Origin of the sequence: Paraburkholderia sp. RL17-383-BIF-A, from assembly GCF_046028015.1 — a bacterium.
In the GTDB taxonomy this organism is placed as follows: Bacteria; Pseudomonadota; Gammaproteobacteria; order Burkholderiales; family Burkholderiaceae; genus Paraburkholderia.
Window position 1 is genome coordinate 168152 of record NZ_JARESR010000006.1, and the last position, 16234, is coordinate 184385.

Here is a 16234-nt window from a genome sequence, read left to right on the forward strand (position 1 = left end):
GGAACGGCGGGCGGCGATCAAGCCGCGGGAAGGTGGCCGCGCAAACTGCAAGGGCGCGGACCGGAAAGACGGCGGATGCGGATCGAAACACAAGGGGCGCCCGCATGGCGGCCGCCCGGTGCGAGTCGGCCCGGCTTCAGGCCACGGAACCCGGATTCAGATCGACCGGCGTGCCTTCCACGGTTTGCCGCGCTTCGTCGACCAGCATGACGGGAATCCCGTCGCGGATCGGATAGGCGAGCTTGTCCGCGTTGCAGATCAGTTCCTGCGCGGCGCGGTCGTAGCTGAGCGGGCCCTTGCAGATCGGGCAGACGAGAATTTCAAGCAGGCGAGCGTCCACGGACTTTCTCCACAACTAATGCGATGAGGCGATGATCGAGCGCGGCTTCGACCGGGACTACCCAGATGCGCGCGTCGTGCCAGGACCCTAATTTTACCGCATCCTTTTCTGTTATCAGGATGGCGTCGGCGTCCACGTCGGTAAAAGGATTGCGTTCGAACGCGTAATGATCCGGCAACGCGCGGGTGGCCGGCGTCAGGCCGGCGGCGCGCAGCGTGGCGAAAAAACGCTCCGGCGCGCCGATGCCGGCCGCGGCCAGCACGCGATCGCCGCTGAATTGCGCGAGCGGTCGGCGCAACGCGGGATTGTCCAGATGCCAAGCGTCGCCGGGCGTGAGTTTCAACGCGAAGGTGTTCGGCCACGCGGGCAGCGTGCGCGCGTAAGGATCATTGACGAGCGTCGCATCGCGGCGGCGCGACAAGGGCTCGCGCAGCGGGCCGGCCGGCAGCAGGAAACCATTGCCGCCGAGCCGGTGATCGAACACGACCAGTTCGGCGTCGCGTTCGAGCCGGTAATGCTGCAAGCCGTCATCGCTCACGATCACGTCGACTTCGCGGTGCGCGGCGCACAGCGCCTGCGCAGCCGCCACGCGATCCGGACAGACCCAGACCGGCGCGCCGGTACGGCGGGCGATCAGCAGCGGCTCGTCGCCGCCCACGCTCGCCGCCGATGCAGGCGTGACCCGCGTCGGGCTCTTCACGCGCGCGCCGTAGCCGCGCGATACCACGCCGGGCTTGAAGCCCGCGGCGCGTAACGCTTCGACGAGCGCGATCACCGTGGGCGTCTTGCCGGTGCCCCCGACGGTCACATTGCCGACCACCACCACGGGCACACCGACGCGAACCGATTTCAACCAGCCGAACGAAAAGGCGGCGCGGCGCGCGGCGGCGATCGCGCCGAACACGCAGGCGAACGGCGTCAGCGCCCATGCAAGCGGGCCACGCTGCTGCCATTCGCGCGCAAGGCGTGCTTCGAGACGGTTGTGAATTTCGCTCATGGGCGGGTCGCACGGACGAACGGCGCGCCGCCCGTCGGAAAGCGCCGGGACGGCGGCATGAAGGAGCTAGGCGCAAAACGCGGGGCAAGCATCAACGCGGTTCTCCGGACTGTCGAGAATGAGGCCAAAGGCGAAACAGGGGCGGCACAGGGCGAGGGTGCCGCAATGCCGGACGCCGCGAGGACGTTCGGCATGCCGTCGAACCCGCCACTCTAGCGCGCGTGCGTCCCGCCCGGCAAGTCGCCTGCGGGGCGGCGCGCGTCGAAACGGCCCTGACGATGTCGGGCACCGCCTGTGGATAACTTTGTGGAGAACCTGCCATCCGATGAGCGGAGAGGGCCGGTCCGTGCGCTCGTGATCGGTAATCATTCTCTTTAGTGAGATGTAAACGCCATATAAATCAACGACATGCTTTGAATTCATGCGCTTGCGCGGGCAGTCTGGCGCGATGCGTCTGGCAGGTCCCGCCATGTGGACACTTTTAACAATTCGAGCGCCACGCTGGACGGCAATGGCCGCTCGGTCTATCGTCTGTCCGGCCAGCCACCCCTATTCCTCGCATGAATCCCGAAAGCCCTTTTTCCTCGTCGGCCGCGCCCGGCGGCGAAGTCGTCGTTCCCGTCTCGGCGCTCAATCGCGCGATCGGCACGATGCTCGAACGCTCGTTTCCGCTCGTCTGGGTCGCCGGCGAAGTGTCCAACTTCACCCGCGCCGCAAGCGGCCATTGGTATTTCTCGATCAAGGACGCGCAGGCGCAGATGCGTTGCGTGATGTTCCGCGGGCGGGCGCAATACGCCGAATTCACGCCACGCGAAGGCGATCGCATCGAAGTGCGCGCGCTGGTGACGATGTACGAGCCGCGCGGTGAGCTGCAATTGAATGTGGAAGCGGTGCGGCGCACGGGGCAAGGGCGTCTTTACGAAGCGTTCCTCCGGCTGAAAGCGCAGCTCGAAGCCGAGGGTCTCTTTGCCGCCGAGCGAAAACGCGCGTTGCCGCCTCATCCGCGCGCGATCGGCATTGTCACATCGTTACAGGCCGCGGCCTTGCGCGATGTCCTGACCACGCTGTCGCGCCGCGCGCCGCACATTCCGGTGATCGTCTATCCGGCGCCGGTGCAGGGTGTGGGCGTGAGCGCCAAGCTCGCCGCCATGGTCGACGCCGCCAACGCAAGGCGCGAAGTCGACGTGCTGATCGTCTGCCGTGGCGGCGGCTCGATCGAAGACCTGTGGGCGTTCAACGAAGAAGTCCTGGCGCGCGCGATTGCGGAAAGCGCCATTCCGGTGGTGAGCGGAGTCGGTCACGAAACCGATTTCACGATTGCCGATTTTGCCGCCGACGTGCGCGCGCCGACACCGACAGGCGCCGCCGAACTGGTGAGTCCGCAGCGCGTGCTGCTGCTGCGTGAGCTCGACCATCGCCACGCGACGCTCGCCCGCGGCTTCGGCCGCATGATGGAGCGGCGCGCCCAGCAACTCGACTGGCTCGCGCGCCGGCTGGTGTCGCCGGCCGAACGTCTTGCGCGGCAGCGCACGCATGTGCAGCAGTTGAGCGTGCGGCTCGCATCGGCGGGTACGCGCCCGGTGCGTGACGCACGAGCGCGGTTTTCGCTGCTACAGATGCGCTGGCAGCGCTGGCGTCCGGATCTCGCGGGGCATCAGGCCAAGCTCGGCAATCTCTCGCAGCGTCTGGACGCGGCTTTGTTACGCCAGCATGAACGTCAGACCGCGCGCATCGACACGCTTGCCGCGCGTCTCGAAGTGCTCAGTCCGCAGCGTACGCTCGAGCGTGGTTATGCTGCCGTCCTCGACGCCCAGAGCGGGCGCGCGGTGCGCGCGCCGTCGTCGTTGAAGCCGGGGCGGCGCTTGACGGTGCATCTCGCGGAAGGCAGCGCGGACATTGCGCTCGCGGATGTGCAGCCGCGCCTGACGGACGGTTTCTGACACTTCGCCGACGGTGTGAGCGGACGTCCTTTTTGACGATGGCAACGATCGGGCACACCGTGTGCGAAGGCATTAATCACGCTATGTGTGCGGCATGTTCGCCGATGCCGGACATAAAGTCCGTTGGTTTGCGGGGTTTTTCCAACTCGCCTACAATCGAGTGCTCTAAAGCGTTATCCGCAGACTCCCCCACAACAGATACAGACAGAAGGAAAGCACCATGGAACATACGCTCCCGCCGCTGCCGTTCGCGAAAAACGCACTCGCTCCGAACATGTCGGAAGAGACGCTCGAGTTTCACTACGGCAAGCATCACCAGACCTATGTGACCAACCTGAACAATCTGATCAAGGGCACGGAGTTCGAGAACCTGTCGCTCGAGGAAATCGTCAAGAAGGCATCGGGCGGCGTGTTCAACAACGCGGCTCAAGTGTGGAACCACACGTTCTTCTGGAACAGCCTGTCGCCGCAAGGTGGCGGTGCTCCGACCGGCGCGCTCGCTGACGCGATCAACGCCAAGTGGGGTTCGTTCGAGAAGTTCAAGGAAGAGTTCGCCAAGACCGCAGTCGGCACGTTCGGCTCGGGTTGGGCATGGCTCGTGAAGAAGGCTGACGGTTCGCTCGACCTGGTGTCGACGAGCAACGCCGCCACGCCGCTGACCACCGACGCGAAAGCACTGCTGACGATCGACGTGTGGGAACACGCTTACTACATCGACTACCGCAACGCGCGTCCGAAGTTCGTCGAAGCGTACTGGAACATCGTCAATTGGGAATTCGCGTCGAAGAACTTCGCGTGAGTTTGCGGTTGAGCAAAGGCTGATGCGGTCTCCCGCAATAAGCTTTGCAAACTGTCGCCAATATGAAAGCCCTCCGCGAGAGGGCTTTTTTGTGCCCGCGATTCGTTTTACACAATTGGTTCACACGATTCATTTCACAAGGCATTCGAGCGAGGCGGTTGCTCGGGGGTAGTATGAGTGTCGAGAGAATCGAAGGTTGAAGTCTGCGAGTCTCCTCGATCAGGAAGTCGTAGCCTGTCGCGGCCTTCTGCGCGAAACGACAATTCATGCATGCATCATGGAGCCCAATCGGAGTTCCTCATGAAAGGCAGTCAACTGACGCTGTTTGCAGCCAACCAGAGCCACCGCAAGAGCCACATGACCATCGTCGACTGGATTCTCGACAGGACGAAGGCTGCCGGCATCGAGGGTGCGACAGTGATCGAAGTGAGCGAAAGCATCGACGCGCACGGCAAGTACCACGCGGCGCGGTTTTTCGAATTGGTCGACCAACCGGTGGTCGTCACGGTGGCGGCGGCGGATGATCGCATCGACGCACTACTCGATAGCCTGCGGCATGGCGGTGTTCATCTCTTCTACACGCGTTGTCCCATCGAATACGAAGTGCTTGGCGCAGACGCACAGAAGGGTGGCGAGTAGCGTCCGCGTTTATGCCGATGTTCGGCAGAGACCCCGGTCGCCCCCGCAGGCGCGACAGTGCCGGGCACGCTCGTGTGTCGTGTGGGCGATAGACTAGAATGAATCAAGCTGGGCGCGACCCCGCGTCCGGCAGCGGAGAGGCACGATGAACGGCTATCAACTGACGTTCTATACGGAACACAACCGGAAGCACGGCCATCAGACCGTATGCGAATGGCTGTTGCATGAGGTGCGCCAACTCGGGATCGGCGGCGCGACCGTCATCAATTGTGCCGAAGGGATCGGCCACGCCGGTTCGCGTCACGCGGCGCATATGCTCAAACTCGACGATCAGCCGGTGCAGATCATTCTTGCCGTGACGGAAGCGGAAGCGCAGCAGCTTCTCGATATTGTGCGCGCCGAAAACGTCCATGTGTTCTACATGCGTTTTCCGATCGAATTCGGTGTGATCGGCGACGCCGCCCCGCACAAAGCGTCAAAGCATTTTTCCCTGTTTGGTCGTTCGGCGGGCTAGCAGGAACACGGGCCTTGCGTGTGCTTGTGCTTCGATAAAGTATCGGATGCCTAATCAATACTCAGGCTGATTATCCGGGCTTCAATGCAATCCACGCGGTTTGCCACGCGCGATGGCCCGCGAGGGAGCGCGAGCGATTGCCGAGCATCCAGACACACTTCGCGTTGCCCGGAAGGAACGATGCGCTTTGATTGGGCGAGCGGTCATGTCGTCGGCCCGACTCGAAACATGATGCGGGAGTGCCGTTTCCCGGGGTCGTTGTGTTATCCCTGCTGCCGTGCAGCGTGCTCATTGCGGCCGGGGCGTTTTCCATCCTGGCACCGAGCAAACGCCTTTCCGGTGGCCACGTTATAGTCACGACCTATCAATACCATTGCAGGAAACGCTTTCTATTGCGAGAAACTCTCACGTATATTTTAGTTCCCAACAGATCTGAAACGGTGAGCCATTCTCGTCCAATTGCACCGCACGATAGCCCGCGTCGCAGCACGGCCACGTGCCGCGGGTGATCAGCCGCGGTACGTCAGAAAGCGCGCACCACGAGGTTTCAGGCAGACCCGCCAGCGCCGGATCGTCGTCGCGCCTGGCGGTCTGACGCCACAGTAGAACATCCCGGTTTACGTCTCCCAAGGAGGTAACGCATGTCAAGCGAAGCAAAGTGCCCGTTCAATCATGCCGCCGGCGGCGGCACCACGAACCGTGACTGGTGGCCGAAGCAGTTGCGGCTGGATCTGCTCAGCCAGCACTCCGGCAAGTCGAACCCGTTGGACAGCAGCTTCAACTATGCCGAGGCGTTCAAGAGCCTCGACCTGGCGGCGGTGAAGAAGGACCTTGCGGCATTGATGACCAACTCGCAGGATTGGTGGCCCGCGGACTTCGGCCACTACGGCCCGCTGTTCATCCGCATGGCGTGGCACAGCGCAGGCACGTATCGAATCGGCGACGGACGCGGCGGCGCAGGGCGCGGCCAGCAACGATTCGCGCCGCTCAACAGTTGGCCTGACAACGTCAGCCTGGATAAGGCTCGCCGCCTGCTTTGGCCGATCAAGCAAAAGTACGGGCAGAAGATTTCCTGGGCCGACCTGTTGATTCTCACCGGCAACGTCGCGCTCGAAACCATGGGCTTCAAGACGTTCGGTTTCGCGGGTGGTCGCGAGGACACGTGGGAGCCGGACCAGGACGTCTACTGGGGCAATGAAAAGACCTGGCTCGGTGGCGACGTCCGCTATGGCAAAGGCGCAGCCGGCGACAACGACGACGGTGGCGTGATCGTCGCTGACGAAGAAAAGCACGGCGAAGAGGTGAGCCGCGACACCAGCGGGCGAAACCTGGAAAATCCGCTGGGTGCGGTGCAGATGGGCCTCATCTATGTGAACCCGGAAGGTCCCGACGGCAATCCGGATCCGCTCGCCGCGGCACACGACATTCGCGAAACCTTCGCGCGCATGGCCATGAACGACGAAGAGACCGTCGCGCTGATCGCCGGCGGTCACACGTTCGGCAAGACGCATGGCGCAGGTCCGGCCGACAACGTCGGCCCTGAACCCGAGGCCGCCGATCTCGAGAACCAGGGGCTTGGGTGGAAGAACAGCTTCGGCACGGGCAAGGGCGGCGACACGATCACCAGCGGTCTGGAAGTGACCTGGACCACCACGCCGACCAAGTGGGGCAACGGCTTCTTCGAAAACCTCTTCAAGTACGAATGGGAGTTGACCAAGAGTCCCGCCGGCGCGCATCAGTGGGTCGCCAAGGATGCCGGCGAAACGATCCCGCATGCTCACGATCCCTCGAAGAAGCTGCGCCCGACGATGCTCACCACGGACCTCTCGCTGCGCTTCGACCCCGCCTACGAGAAGATTTCGCGGCGTTTCCTGGAGAACCCGGACCAGCTCGCCGATGCGTTCGCTCGTGCCTGGTTCAAGCTGACTCACCGCGACATGGGGCCGCACGCCCGCTATCTCGGACCGGAAGTGCCGGCCGAAAAACTGATCTGGCAGGACCCGATTCCGGAGGTCGACCATCCGCTGGTGAACGAGCAGGACATCGCCTCGCTCAAGCAGAAGATTCTCGCGTCGGGACTGTCGGTCTCGCAACTGGCGTCGACGGCATGGGCGTCGGCCTCCACGTTCCGCGGCTCGGACAAGCGTGGCGGCGCCAACGGTGCGCGCATTCGCCTCGCGCCGCAGAAAGACTGGGCGGTGAACCAGCCTGAGCAACTGGCGAAGGTGCTGAAAGTTCTCGAAGGCATCCAGAGCGAGTTCAATGGCGCGCAGGCCGGCGGCAAGAAAATTTCGCTGGCCGACCTGATCGTGCTGGCCGGTGGCGCCGCCGTCGAGCAGGCGGCGAAGAGCGCCGGTCATCAGGTGAGCGTGCCTTTCACGCCGGGCCGCATGGACGCCTCGCAGGAGCAGACCGACGTCCAATCCGTCGCGGCGCTCGAACCGCTTGCCGATGGCTTTCGCAACTACCTCAAGGGCAAGTACCGCGCCCCGGCGGAAGCGTTGCTGATCGACAAGGCGCAATTGCTGACGTTGACCGCGCCGGAGATGACGGTGCTGATCGGCGGCTTGCGCGCGTTGAATGTTCACGCGGGGCAGGATTCGCACGGCGTATTCACCCACAGGCCCGAGACGCTGTCCAATGACTTCTTCCGTAACCTGCTCGATATGGGTACGGAGTGGAAGCCACTGTCCTCCGCCCGTGATGTGTTTGAGGGGCGTGATCGCAAGACCGGCGAGCTCAAATGGACGGGCACGCGCGTCGACCTGGTCTTTGGTTCGCATGCCCAACTGCGAGCGCTGTGCGAAGTCTATGCAAGCGAAGACGCACAGGAAAAATTCATCCGCGACTTCGTTGCAGCCTGGGCCAAAGTGATGGATCTCGACCGCTTCGACATCGCCCGATAGGTCGAATCGCCCCGTCAGCTCAGTTCTTCTGACGGGGCCTTTTGACGCATGTGGCGAGCCGGATCATCTTTGTCACAGTTGGTAACGGCAATCAGGCGCTCAAAGCGTTTTCAGCCTGTCGGCGGCGCATCTCGATATACGCGGTAAAAATACGGTAACTATCTCGTAAACAAGGCGCACGCAAATTGGCCTACCGTATGTTTCTCTCATGAAGAAACGTGCGCCCCCATGATCTCAAGTCTTAAATCGATACGCGTCGCGCTGCCTGCGGGCGCGGTTGCTCTGGCGCTCCTTGGCGGCTGTGCGGTAGTGCCGCCGAGCGGTCCTTCCATTGTCGCGCTGCCGCGCAGCGGCGAGCCGCTCAATCAGTTCCAGCAGGACGACTATAGTTGCCGCGACTACGCCTACCATTCGTCTGACGCGGCCGGCGCGGCGCAGAGTTCGACCACGAACAGCGTCAATAGCGCTGCGGTGGGCACGCTGGGCGGTGCCGCCGTCGGCGCGCTCATCGGCGCGGCGGCGGGCAATGCTGGCGCGGGCGCAGCCATTGGCGCAGGCAGCGGCTTGCTGCTCGGCGGCGCGGCCGGCGCAAACGGCGCACAGTATTCGGCCAACAGCATGCAGGCGCGGTACGACGCAGCGTACGCGCAGTGCATGACATCGAAGGGCAACACGATCGCGCAGCCGCAGATGCCGGTCTATGCGCCTCAGCCGGTATATGTTGCTCCGCCGCCCCGTTACTACGGGCCGCCGCCGGTAATGTATGCGCCTTATCCGTACTACTGATCGAGTTCCGCCCAGCGCCTGTTGCAGCCAGGCCGCGTTCCCCTCAGGTATTGCCATGTATGGCGGTGAGAGGCGAAACGATGGCGTCAAACACCTTTGCAAACAGCGTACGGTTATTCCACCGTAAGGGCAACCAACGCATTCAACGATCGGAAGACGCACGTGGCGAACTCCTCTCTTACGGCACGCGACGTGTTTCTCCACGCACACCGTTCGTTGTGCGGAGCTGACCGTCGCATCGTTCAGGAGACGAGGCGAATATGCGAATCTCGCAAGCTGGCGTTGAGACGTCCGTGCTGGGCGTATGGTCCCGCCGAGGGACAGTGGCGGCTCTGATCGCCGTTGCCACCTGTTTCGTGTCGTGCGGTGGCGGTGGCGGCGGCGGCGCGCCCGCTACGGCGTCTGGGGCGGCGGGGGGAAGTGGTAGCGGATCGACGAGCGGCTCGGGTTCGGGCAGTACGGGCACCAGTGGCACCGGCACCAGCGGCACCGGCGCGGGAATGAGTAGCACCGGCACTGGCTCGACCACCAGCGCCGGAACGGGCACAGGCACTGGAACGAGCAGTACGGGCGCTACTGCGGCGGCAGCGACGGCCTACGCCACCGACGTCCTCATGCATCACAACGATCTCGGCCGTACCGGTCAGATGCTCGCCGAGACTACGCTCACGCCGGCGAACGTCAATTCGACAAACTTCGGCAAAGTCGCGTTTCTTGCAGCAGACGGCAAGGTCGACGGTCAGCCGCTTTTCGTCACGAACCTGCCGATCGGCGGTGCATCGCGCGACGTGGTGTACGTGGTCACCGAACACAACAGCGTCTACGCCTATGACGCCACATCGTTCGTGCAACTGTGGAAGGTCTCGTTGACCGGCAGCGGCGAAACGTCCAGCGACGACCGCGGTTGCCAGGACATCACCCCGGAGATTGGCATTACGTCGACGCCGGTTATCGACCGCAGTCGCGGCGCGAATGGCGTGCTGTATGCCGTGGCCATGACGAAAGACAGTGGCGGGGGCATCCATCACCGGCTGCACGCGCTCGATCTGACGACCGGCGCTGAAGTGCTGGGCGGCCCGACGGAGATTTCGGCAACTTACCCGGGTAACGGCGCGGGCAGCATTAACGGCGTGATTACCTTCAACCCTTCGTTGCACACGGAACGCGCGGCGCTCACGCTGGTTGGCGGCAACATCTACATGGGCTGGACCGCGCACTGCATGTCGGGCGCATACACCGGCTGGCTGATGGCGTATAGCGCCGACACGCTGAAACAGACCAGTGCGCTCAACATCACGCCGAACGGCAGTCAGGGCTCGATCTGGATGGCCGGCTCCGGCATGGCGTCGGACGGCACGTCGCTCTACGTCGTGGACGGCAACGGTACGTTCGGCACTTCGCTCAATGCACAGGGCTTTCCTGTCGATGGCGACCTCGGCAACTCGATGATGAAACTCTCCTTGGGCAACCTGCAGGTGACCGATTACTTCGCGATGTCCAACGTGGTCGAGGAAGCGGGCACGGACAACGATTTCGGCTCGGGCGGCGCGATGGTGTTGCCGGACCAGACGACAGCGGGCGGGGTGGTCAAACATCTCGCGGTGGCGGCCGGCAAGGACAACCACATTTACGTCGTCGATCGTGATTCGATGGGCAAATTCAGCCCGAGCGCCAACAACATCTGGCAGGAGTTGATCGGCACTCTGGCGGGCGGCATCTGGGGATCGCCGGCTTACTACAACGGTGTGGTCTATTACGGCGGTCTGAACGACAACCTGAAGGCGTTGCCGGTCGCGGGGGCGTTCCTCGCGACGACCGCCGCCTCAAAGAGTCCGACTACCTTTGCTTATCCAGGTGCGACGCCCGCCGTGTCGGCGAACGGTGCGAGCAACGGCATCGTCTGGGCGGCGGAAAACGGCACGACGGGCGCTTTACACGCTTACAACGCGGGTAATCTTGCCGTCGAGTTGTACAACAGCAATCAGGCCGGCACGCGCGACCAATGGGGCGCGGGCAACAAATTCATCACGCCGATGATCGCGCGCGGCAAGGTGTACGTGGGCGCGACCAATGGCGTGGCGGTGTTCGGGTTGCTGTGAGCGGAAGAGGGGCTTACATGGGGCGGCGCGGCGTGGTTGCGGTTGCGGTCGAGCTTGCTCGCATGGGCGGCGAGACGTAGCGTCGGCGGTTAGCCGTTTGTGACGGTTCGGGGCGCGTGAGAAAGAGCCCTGTTCGGTTTCGGCAAACTGAACTGCACCCCAAAAGTTGAACTCCTACCCAACGATTAGTGATGCAGTTCAAACACGGCCTACTGCTTGATGCGGGGTTCACTCACGTTGCGACGCATCACGCCGTGTGCGGGGTACGTCCCGCCCGTTCAGGGCGAAGTCCTTCATTTTCCCGTTGAACCCACTTCAAACCGGCGCGCAGCGCGCCGGTTTGCAACGCTCATTGCGTGTCGCTCGTCGCAGCAGACTTGCGCGGACGACGACTACGTGCCGCGGTTTTGCGCGCGGTCTTTTTTGCTGGCGCTGACGCTTCTTCCGCTGTGGCGGCAGGGGCCACCGTTTCGGCGGGGGTTGCAATCTCCGGAATATCTTCGATGCTTCTCGGCGCAGCCTTCTTTGCTTTTTTCGCGGCCGTCTTGCGGGGGGCGCGCTCTTTACGACGCGCGGGTTGCTTGTCGCCTGCATGCGGCTCGTTGGCTCCGCTGTCAACGCCGCCTGTCTCTTCAGCCGTCGAAGTTTCCGCCGACGCTATCGGCGCTTCCGGTAGTTCAAAAATGAACTCGCTGTTCTTCGGCGTTTGCGTGGGCAGGTCTTCCGTTTGAGCCTGTGCGCCGGCGAGGTGTTCGACAGCACTACGCTCTTCATGGACGGCTTCCTGCTGGCCGCGGCCCGCTTTGCGATTGCCTCGCCCACGACGGCGCGACTCGTGTTTGCCGCCCGACTCGGCGCTCACGACTTCGGCTACCTGCGCTTCATACAACTGTTCCGCCGACTCGGAAGCTTCGGTGGTTTCGCTCGCGTTTTCGCCCGCGACGGTCGCGGCCGTACTGCGATACACATACGCGCCCGATTTCTCGTCGCGGCCGAATTCGAGCAGCCCGCGAGCATGCGCTTCTTCCAGCAGATTGCCGAAGGCGCGAAAACCGTAGTACGTTTCGTTGAAATCCGGCTTGCGGCGTTTGATCGCGTTCTTCAGCACCGACGCCCAGATCTTGCCGCTGTCTCCGCGCTCCGACGCAAGCGCGTCGAACGTTTGCACAGCAATTTCGACCGCCTTGGTACGGCGTTTTTCTAGGTCTTCCTTGTTGCGAGTCTTTTCTTCGTCGGGCGCGCGTTTGGCCGCCGGCTGGGCGGCGTGTGGCGGACGCGACGACTCGCGTTTGGCGACCGTACGCTGACTCTCTCGCACAAGGTCATCGTAAAAAAAGAACTCGTCGCAGTTCGCAACCAGCAGATCCGACGTGGATTGCTGCACACCGACGCCGATCACCTGCTTGGCGTTTTCACGCAGCTTCGACACCAGCGGCGAGAAGTCGGAGTCGCCGCTGATGATGACGAACGTGTTGACGTGAGACTTTGTGTAGCAAAGGTCGAGCGCGTCCACGACGAGCCGGATGTCAGCGGAATTCTTGCCCGATTGGCGCACGTGCGGAATTTCGATCAATTCGAAATTGGCCTCGTGCATCGCGCCTTTAAAACTTTTGTAGCGGTCCCAGTCGCAGTACGCCTTCTTCACGACGATGCTGCCCTTGAGCAGCAGCCGTTCGAGCACCAGCTTGATATCGAACTTGTCGTATTTCGCATCGCGCACGCCAAGCGCGACGTTTTCGAAGTCGCAGAATAGCGCCATGCTGACGGTTTCGTTGGATGACGCCATGTATATCTCCATTGAAGCGATCGTCAAATTCGACGAATCGCGACCATGATAGCGATTCCAGCGGAGGTGATCAGCTTTTGTGTTCCACTCGCACCGATGCAGGCGGTGCGAACCCGCACCGGCCCACGCTCCTTGCGACGTTTTCCAAGGGTTTTTCAGCGCGGTTTACGCTGCGGCACGCGCAGTGCCGAAACGGTTCGGTGCAGCGGCCCGACACGGCGCGATGGCTCGACCACCGGACCACGGGACCACCGCACTAGCGTTCGTGTAAAAGCGACGTAGTAGAGAGCGCCGCGCGCGTTTCCAGCACCTCGTCGACGAGACCATAAGTCCGGGCCGCATGTGCCGACATAAAGTTGTCGCGGTCGGTGTCGCGCGCGATTTCCTCGATGCTGCGCCCGGTGCGCTCAGCCATCATGGTATTCAGGCGCTCTCGCAAATAAAGCACCTCCTTCGCCTGAATTTCGACGTCTGCGGCCGTGCCTTGGCTTCCGCCTGACGGCTGGTGAATCATGATGCGTGCGTTCGGCAACGCATACCGCTTCCCACGCTGGCCGGCGGTGAGAAGGAAGGTTCCCATGCTCGCGGCGAAGCCCGTGCATAAAGTGGATACCTCCGGTTTGATGAACTGCATGGTGTCGTAGATCGCGAGGCCGTCGTACACGGAACCGCCCGGCGAATTGATGTAAAAAGAAATATCCTTGTCGGGATTCTCGGATTCCAGAAACAGCAGTTGCGCGACGATTACGCTGGCCGACTGCTCGTTCACGGGCCCGACCAGAAACACGATGCGCTCGCGCAGCAGACGCGAATAAATGTCATAAGCGCGCTCGCCGCGGCCGGATTGTTCGATCACGGTTGGCACGAGGCCAAGGCCGGTGATGGCTGGATAGCTGGAATGCATGTCGACCTCGTTTATGCCGCGTGGGTGACGGCGGGTGTAGGAACGCCAGCGCATTCATTGCGCGGGTTGTTGTCCCTATGACGGCGCGGCAATGGGCGACGTGACAGAAATTTTTTTACGCGAAGCTGTCACATCGTTCGATGCCCAGCCGTCAAGATGAAAAGAATGACGTTGTTGGCGCGCGCCCGGACAAGTTCGCAGGCAGCGCGCCGCGCGCTTTACACCACGCACGAACTGGAGGTCTATATATGACGGAACAAGCAATCGAGAAGGCATCCAGTTTCGAGGCCGCGCGTGCCCGCCTGTTTGCGCTGGCCTACCGAATGCTCGGCAGCCGCGCCGAAGCAGAAGACGTGGTGCAAGACGTGGGATTGAAATGGCACCTCGCGGACACGCAAGACGTGCAGACACCTGTTGCCTGGCTCACCACGATCACCACGCGCGCGGCGATCGACCGGCTGCGGCACGTGCAGCGCGAACGCGCGTCGCAAACCGCGGGCTGGTTGCCGGAACCGTGGCTCGACGAGGTCGCGCCCTCGGCAGAGGAATTGGCTTTGCGTGCAGCGGAGATGTCGTATGGCGTGATGCTGCTCCTCGAGCGGCTCAAGCCTGACGAACGAGCGGCGTTCGTGCTGCACGAAGCCTTCGACTGCGACTATGCGGAGATCGCGGCCATTCTCGAGCGCACGCCGGCCGCCTGCCGGCAGATCGTCCATCGGGCCAAGGCGCGTTTGCAACGGGCGGGTGCCCCGGTTGAGCGGCCTGATCCGGCCGCGCATGCACAGATCGTGGAGCGCTTGCGCGCGGCGCTGGAGGCGCAGGATCGAGCCGGCCTGTTGCGGCTCTTTGGTGACGCGCCGGAGGTCTTCAGCGACGCGCCGGTCGGCACCTCGGAACCGGCAGTGGCAGGGTGGATGGGCACGGTAACGTCGCTCGTCGAGCGTGCGAGCAGCGCCGAGACGGTGTCGGTCGCGGGAACATTGTGTGTCGCTTTGTTCTTCGAGGGCGAGGTCGTGGGGGTCCTCGACGTGTCCACGAATAGCCTTGCGGACGGCTCCACAAGAATCATCGCCATGCGCGTGGTGACTAGCGCGTCGCGCTTGCGTGCCATTAACCGCATGCTAGGCCGCGCAGCGGTCAGGCAACTGCTTGCGCGGATCCAGCAGACCGCTGTGACCTCAATTTCGGTGGGCCGCGACTTCCCAGTTGATGTCCACGCATAGCACCTGTGTACCAGTCGGCGTGTGTGCGGCGATCGAGGCAGTCACGCACAGGTGAGCTTCGTTGATCGACAGGTAGGGCGGGGTGAGATGCACCTGACCGGGCATGCGCATCGCCTGGATAAAGTACGGCCGGCGCTCCCAACTCGCGCCTTCCGAATGCAGCAGCGGGCGGAAGCGCTTGGCGCGTTGCGAGGCGCGCCCTGGCGGCAGCACGTTGTCGCCGATCTGCCGACCCGATCCGTCCAGCACGAAGCAGCGTGCCGTCTCGCCGAGCGTGAGGAGTGAGGCGGTGGCTTGCGCAACAGACTCGCCGGCCACCAGTTGCGCGGCTGCCGTTTCGAGCGCGGTAACGTACGGTGCGAGCCGCGCGGATTGTGCGCGCTCACGTGCGCCGACCCGTTCACGTAGCGCTGCGGAGAGCGAGTCCATCAAGCCGGCCGCCGCTTGCGGTTTGACCGGCTCGACGCTCGGACCAGCGAAGAATGCGCCTTGCACGAAGTCCACGTTGCATTCGAGCGCAATAAGCGCGTCGCGTTCGGTGCTCAGGCCGCCCATCAGCACCAGTTGGCCGGATTCGTGCAGCAGCGAGACGAGGCCCGGCAGCACGCGCTCAATGTGCGAGTGTTCGCTGGCTTGCGCGAGAATGCAGCGGTCGAGCGTAACGATGTCCGGCCGCAGATTCCACACGCGGTCAATGTTCGAATGCTTCGCGCCAAAACCGTCGAGCGCGATCAGAAAGCCGGATTTACGCAGTGCGTCGATGATTTCGGCAAAGCGCGTGGTTTCGCCGCCCGCTTGTTCTGAAACTTCCAGCACCACGCGCTGCGGCGGCAGGCCGAGCGCCTTGAGGCCGGCAAGCAGCGCGTCGCCGTAACTGGTGTCCATCAGCGCGGCCGGGTGAAGACTCAGAAAGAGCCATTCGTCGTGGCTGTCGAACGCGTTGAAGTTGCCCAGATGCAGGGATTCAGCGAGCCGCCCGAGTTCGAGCAGATCGCCGCGCCGCGCGGCCTGTGTGAACACCTCGTGCGACGGCACTTGCAACCCGTGTTCGTCCCGGGCGCGCAGCGACGCGTGATAACCGATCGCGCGCCGGTGCGACACGGAGAAAACCGGCTGGAACACGCTGAAAACAGTGTAGCCGCCGTACAGAACGGTGCGCCGGGAACCCTCATCGCCGGCCATTGGGCGCGGCGGCTGGAAACCGGGAGGATCGAGTTCGATCATGCTCATCATGTCAGTCGTGTGGGGTGGCGGCGCGCCTGCATGCTCGACATGAGTCCGCACGCGCAAAGCGTCAGTTT

General features: G+C 63.1%; 13 protein-coding genes. 8 read left to right on the top strand and 5 right to left on the bottom strand.

Translation table 11 applies throughout. The features are described 5' to 3' along the window. Positions 1 to 136: 136 nt before the first annotated feature. Together P0D71_RS09670 and lpxK are read right to left on the bottom strand one after the other, a co-directional pair. Positions 137 to 340: a Trm112 family protein gene (locus tag P0D71_RS09670; protein ID WP_007180583.1), complete on the bottom strand. Its 204-nt coding sequence runs from the start codon at positions 338 to 340 to the stop codon at positions 137 to 139. Next, positions 321 to 1337: a tetraacyldisaccharide 4'-kinase gene (lpxK, locus tag P0D71_RS09675; protein WP_408479814.1), complete on the bottom strand. Its 1017-nt coding sequence runs from the start codon at positions 1335 to 1337 to the stop codon at positions 321 to 323. The genes P0D71_RS09670 and lpxK overlap by 20 nt, the downstream gene beginning before the upstream one ends. Positions 1338 to 1897: 560 nt before the next feature. Between lpxK and xseA the strand changes: the two genes are divergently transcribed. The 7 genes from xseA to P0D71_RS09710 all read left to right on the top strand — a co-directional run bounded on the left by xseA (position 1898) and on the right by P0D71_RS09710 (position 11020). Further along, positions 1898 to 3277, top strand: a complete 1380-nt coding sequence (xseA, locus tag P0D71_RS09680; protein ID WP_091799586.1) for an exodeoxyribonuclease VII large subunit — start codon at positions 1898 to 1900, stop codon at positions 3275 to 3277. Positions 3278 to 3497: 220 nt separating this feature from the next. Further along, a complete protein-coding gene (gene sodB / locus P0D71_RS09685; protein ID WP_091799589.1) occupies positions 3498 to 4076 on the top strand; it encodes a superoxide dismutase [Fe] in 579 nt (192 codons plus the stop codon). A 300-nt stretch (positions 4077 to 4376) separates the two neighbouring features. Further along, entirely contained in the window at positions 4377 to 4715 is a 339-nt protein-coding gene (locus P0D71_RS09690; protein WP_408479815.1) for a DUF190 domain-containing protein, read from the top strand. Between the two features lie 145 nt (positions 4716 to 4860). Next, positions 4861 to 5229, top strand: coding sequence for a DUF190 domain-containing protein (locus P0D71_RS09695; protein ID WP_408186055.1), 369 nt, complete (start codon positions 4861 to 4863; stop codon positions 5227 to 5229). Positions 5230 to 5870: 641 nt separating this feature from the next. After that, positions 5871 to 8135, top strand: a complete 2265-nt coding sequence (gene katG, locus P0D71_RS09700; RefSeq protein ID WP_408479816.1) for a catalase/peroxidase HPI — start codon at positions 5871 to 5873, stop codon at positions 8133 to 8135. 228 nt (positions 8136 to 8363) lie between these two features. Continuing rightward, complete coding sequence (locus tag P0D71_RS09705) at positions 8364 to 8921, top strand: glycine zipper family protein (RefSeq protein ID WP_091799601.1); 558 nt, start codon at positions 8364 to 8366, stop codon at positions 8919 to 8921. 260 nt (positions 8922 to 9181) lie between these two features. Continuing rightward, positions 9182 to 11020: a PQQ-binding-like beta-propeller repeat protein gene (locus P0D71_RS09710; protein ID WP_408479817.1), complete on the top strand. Its 1839-nt coding sequence runs from the start codon at positions 9182 to 9184 to the stop codon at positions 11018 to 11020. 349 nt (positions 11021 to 11369) lie between these two features. Here P0D71_RS09710 and P0D71_RS09715 read toward each other — a convergent pair whose 3' ends face one another. Both P0D71_RS09715 and clpP read right to left on the bottom strand, forming a co-directional pair. Beyond that, positions 11370 to 12806: an NYN domain-containing protein gene (locus P0D71_RS09715; RefSeq protein WP_408296107.1), complete on the bottom strand. Its 1437-nt coding sequence runs from the start codon at positions 12804 to 12806 to the stop codon at positions 11370 to 11372. Between the two features lie 256 nt (positions 12807 to 13062). Beyond that, positions 13063 to 13710 (bottom strand): ATP-dependent Clp endopeptidase proteolytic subunit ClpP, encoded by a 648-nt coding sequence (clpP, locus tag P0D71_RS09720; RefSeq protein WP_408479818.1) that lies wholly within the window; start codon positions 13708 to 13710, stop codon positions 13063 to 13065. 248 nt (positions 13711 to 13958) lie between these two features. Here clpP and P0D71_RS09725 point away from each other — a divergent pair, with 248 nt between their 5' ends. Continuing rightward, positions 13959 to 14933, top strand: a complete 975-nt coding sequence (locus P0D71_RS09725; protein ID WP_408479819.1) for a sigma-70 family RNA polymerase sigma factor — start codon at positions 13959 to 13961, stop codon at positions 14931 to 14933. Here P0D71_RS09725 and P0D71_RS09730 read toward each other — a convergent pair. After that, complete coding sequence (locus P0D71_RS09730) at positions 14889 to 16163, bottom strand: EAL domain-containing protein (protein ID WP_091801047.1); 1275 nt, start codon at positions 16161 to 16163, stop codon at positions 14889 to 14891. The two genes, P0D71_RS09725 and P0D71_RS09730, sit on opposite strands and share 45 nt — an antisense overlap. Positions 16164 to 16234 lie beyond the last annotated feature (71 nt).

Bases quoted from the DNA above. Each gene is read 5' to 3' on its own strand.
- lpxK (WP_408479814.1), bottom strand. From the start codon at position 1,337: ATGAGCGAAATTCACAACCGTCTCGAAGCACGCCTTGCGCGCGAATGG.
- xseA (WP_091799586.1), top strand. From the start codon at position 1,898: ATGAATCCCGAAAGCCCTTTTTCCTCGTCGGCCGCGCCCGGCGGCGAA.
- sodB (WP_091799589.1), top strand. From the start codon at position 3,498: ATGGAACATACGCTCCCGCCGCTGCCGTTCGCGAAAAACGCACTCGCT.
- P0D71_RS09690 (WP_408479815.1), top strand. From the start codon at position 4,377: ATGAAAGGCAGTCAACTGACGCTGTTTGCAGCCAACCAGAGCCACCGC.
- P0D71_RS09695 (WP_408186055.1), top strand. From the start codon at position 4,861: ATGAACGGCTATCAACTGACGTTCTATACGGAACACAACCGGAAGCAC.
- katG (WP_408479816.1), top strand. From the start codon at position 5,871: ATGTCAAGCGAAGCAAAGTGCCCGTTCAATCATGCCGCCGGCGGCGGC.
- P0D71_RS09705 (WP_091799601.1), top strand. From the start codon at position 8,364: ATGATCTCAAGTCTTAAATCGATACGCGTCGCGCTGCCTGCGGGCGCG.
- P0D71_RS09710 (WP_408479817.1), top strand. From the start codon at position 9,182: ATGCGAATCTCGCAAGCTGGCGTTGAGACGTCCGTGCTGGGCGTATGG.
- P0D71_RS09715 (WP_408296107.1), bottom strand. From the start codon at position 12,806: ATGGCGTCATCCAACGAAACCGTCAGCATGGCGCTATTCTGCGACTTC.
- clpP (WP_408479818.1), bottom strand. From the start codon at position 13,710: ATGCATTCCAGCTATCCAGCCATCACCGGCCTTGGCCTCGTGCCAACC.
- P0D71_RS09725 (WP_408479819.1), top strand. From the start codon at position 13,959: ATGACGGAACAAGCAATCGAGAAGGCATCCAGTTTCGAGGCCGCGCGT.
- P0D71_RS09730 (WP_091801047.1), bottom strand. From the start codon at position 16,163: ATGAGCATGATCGAACTCGATCCTCCCGGTTTCCAGCCGCCGCGCCCA.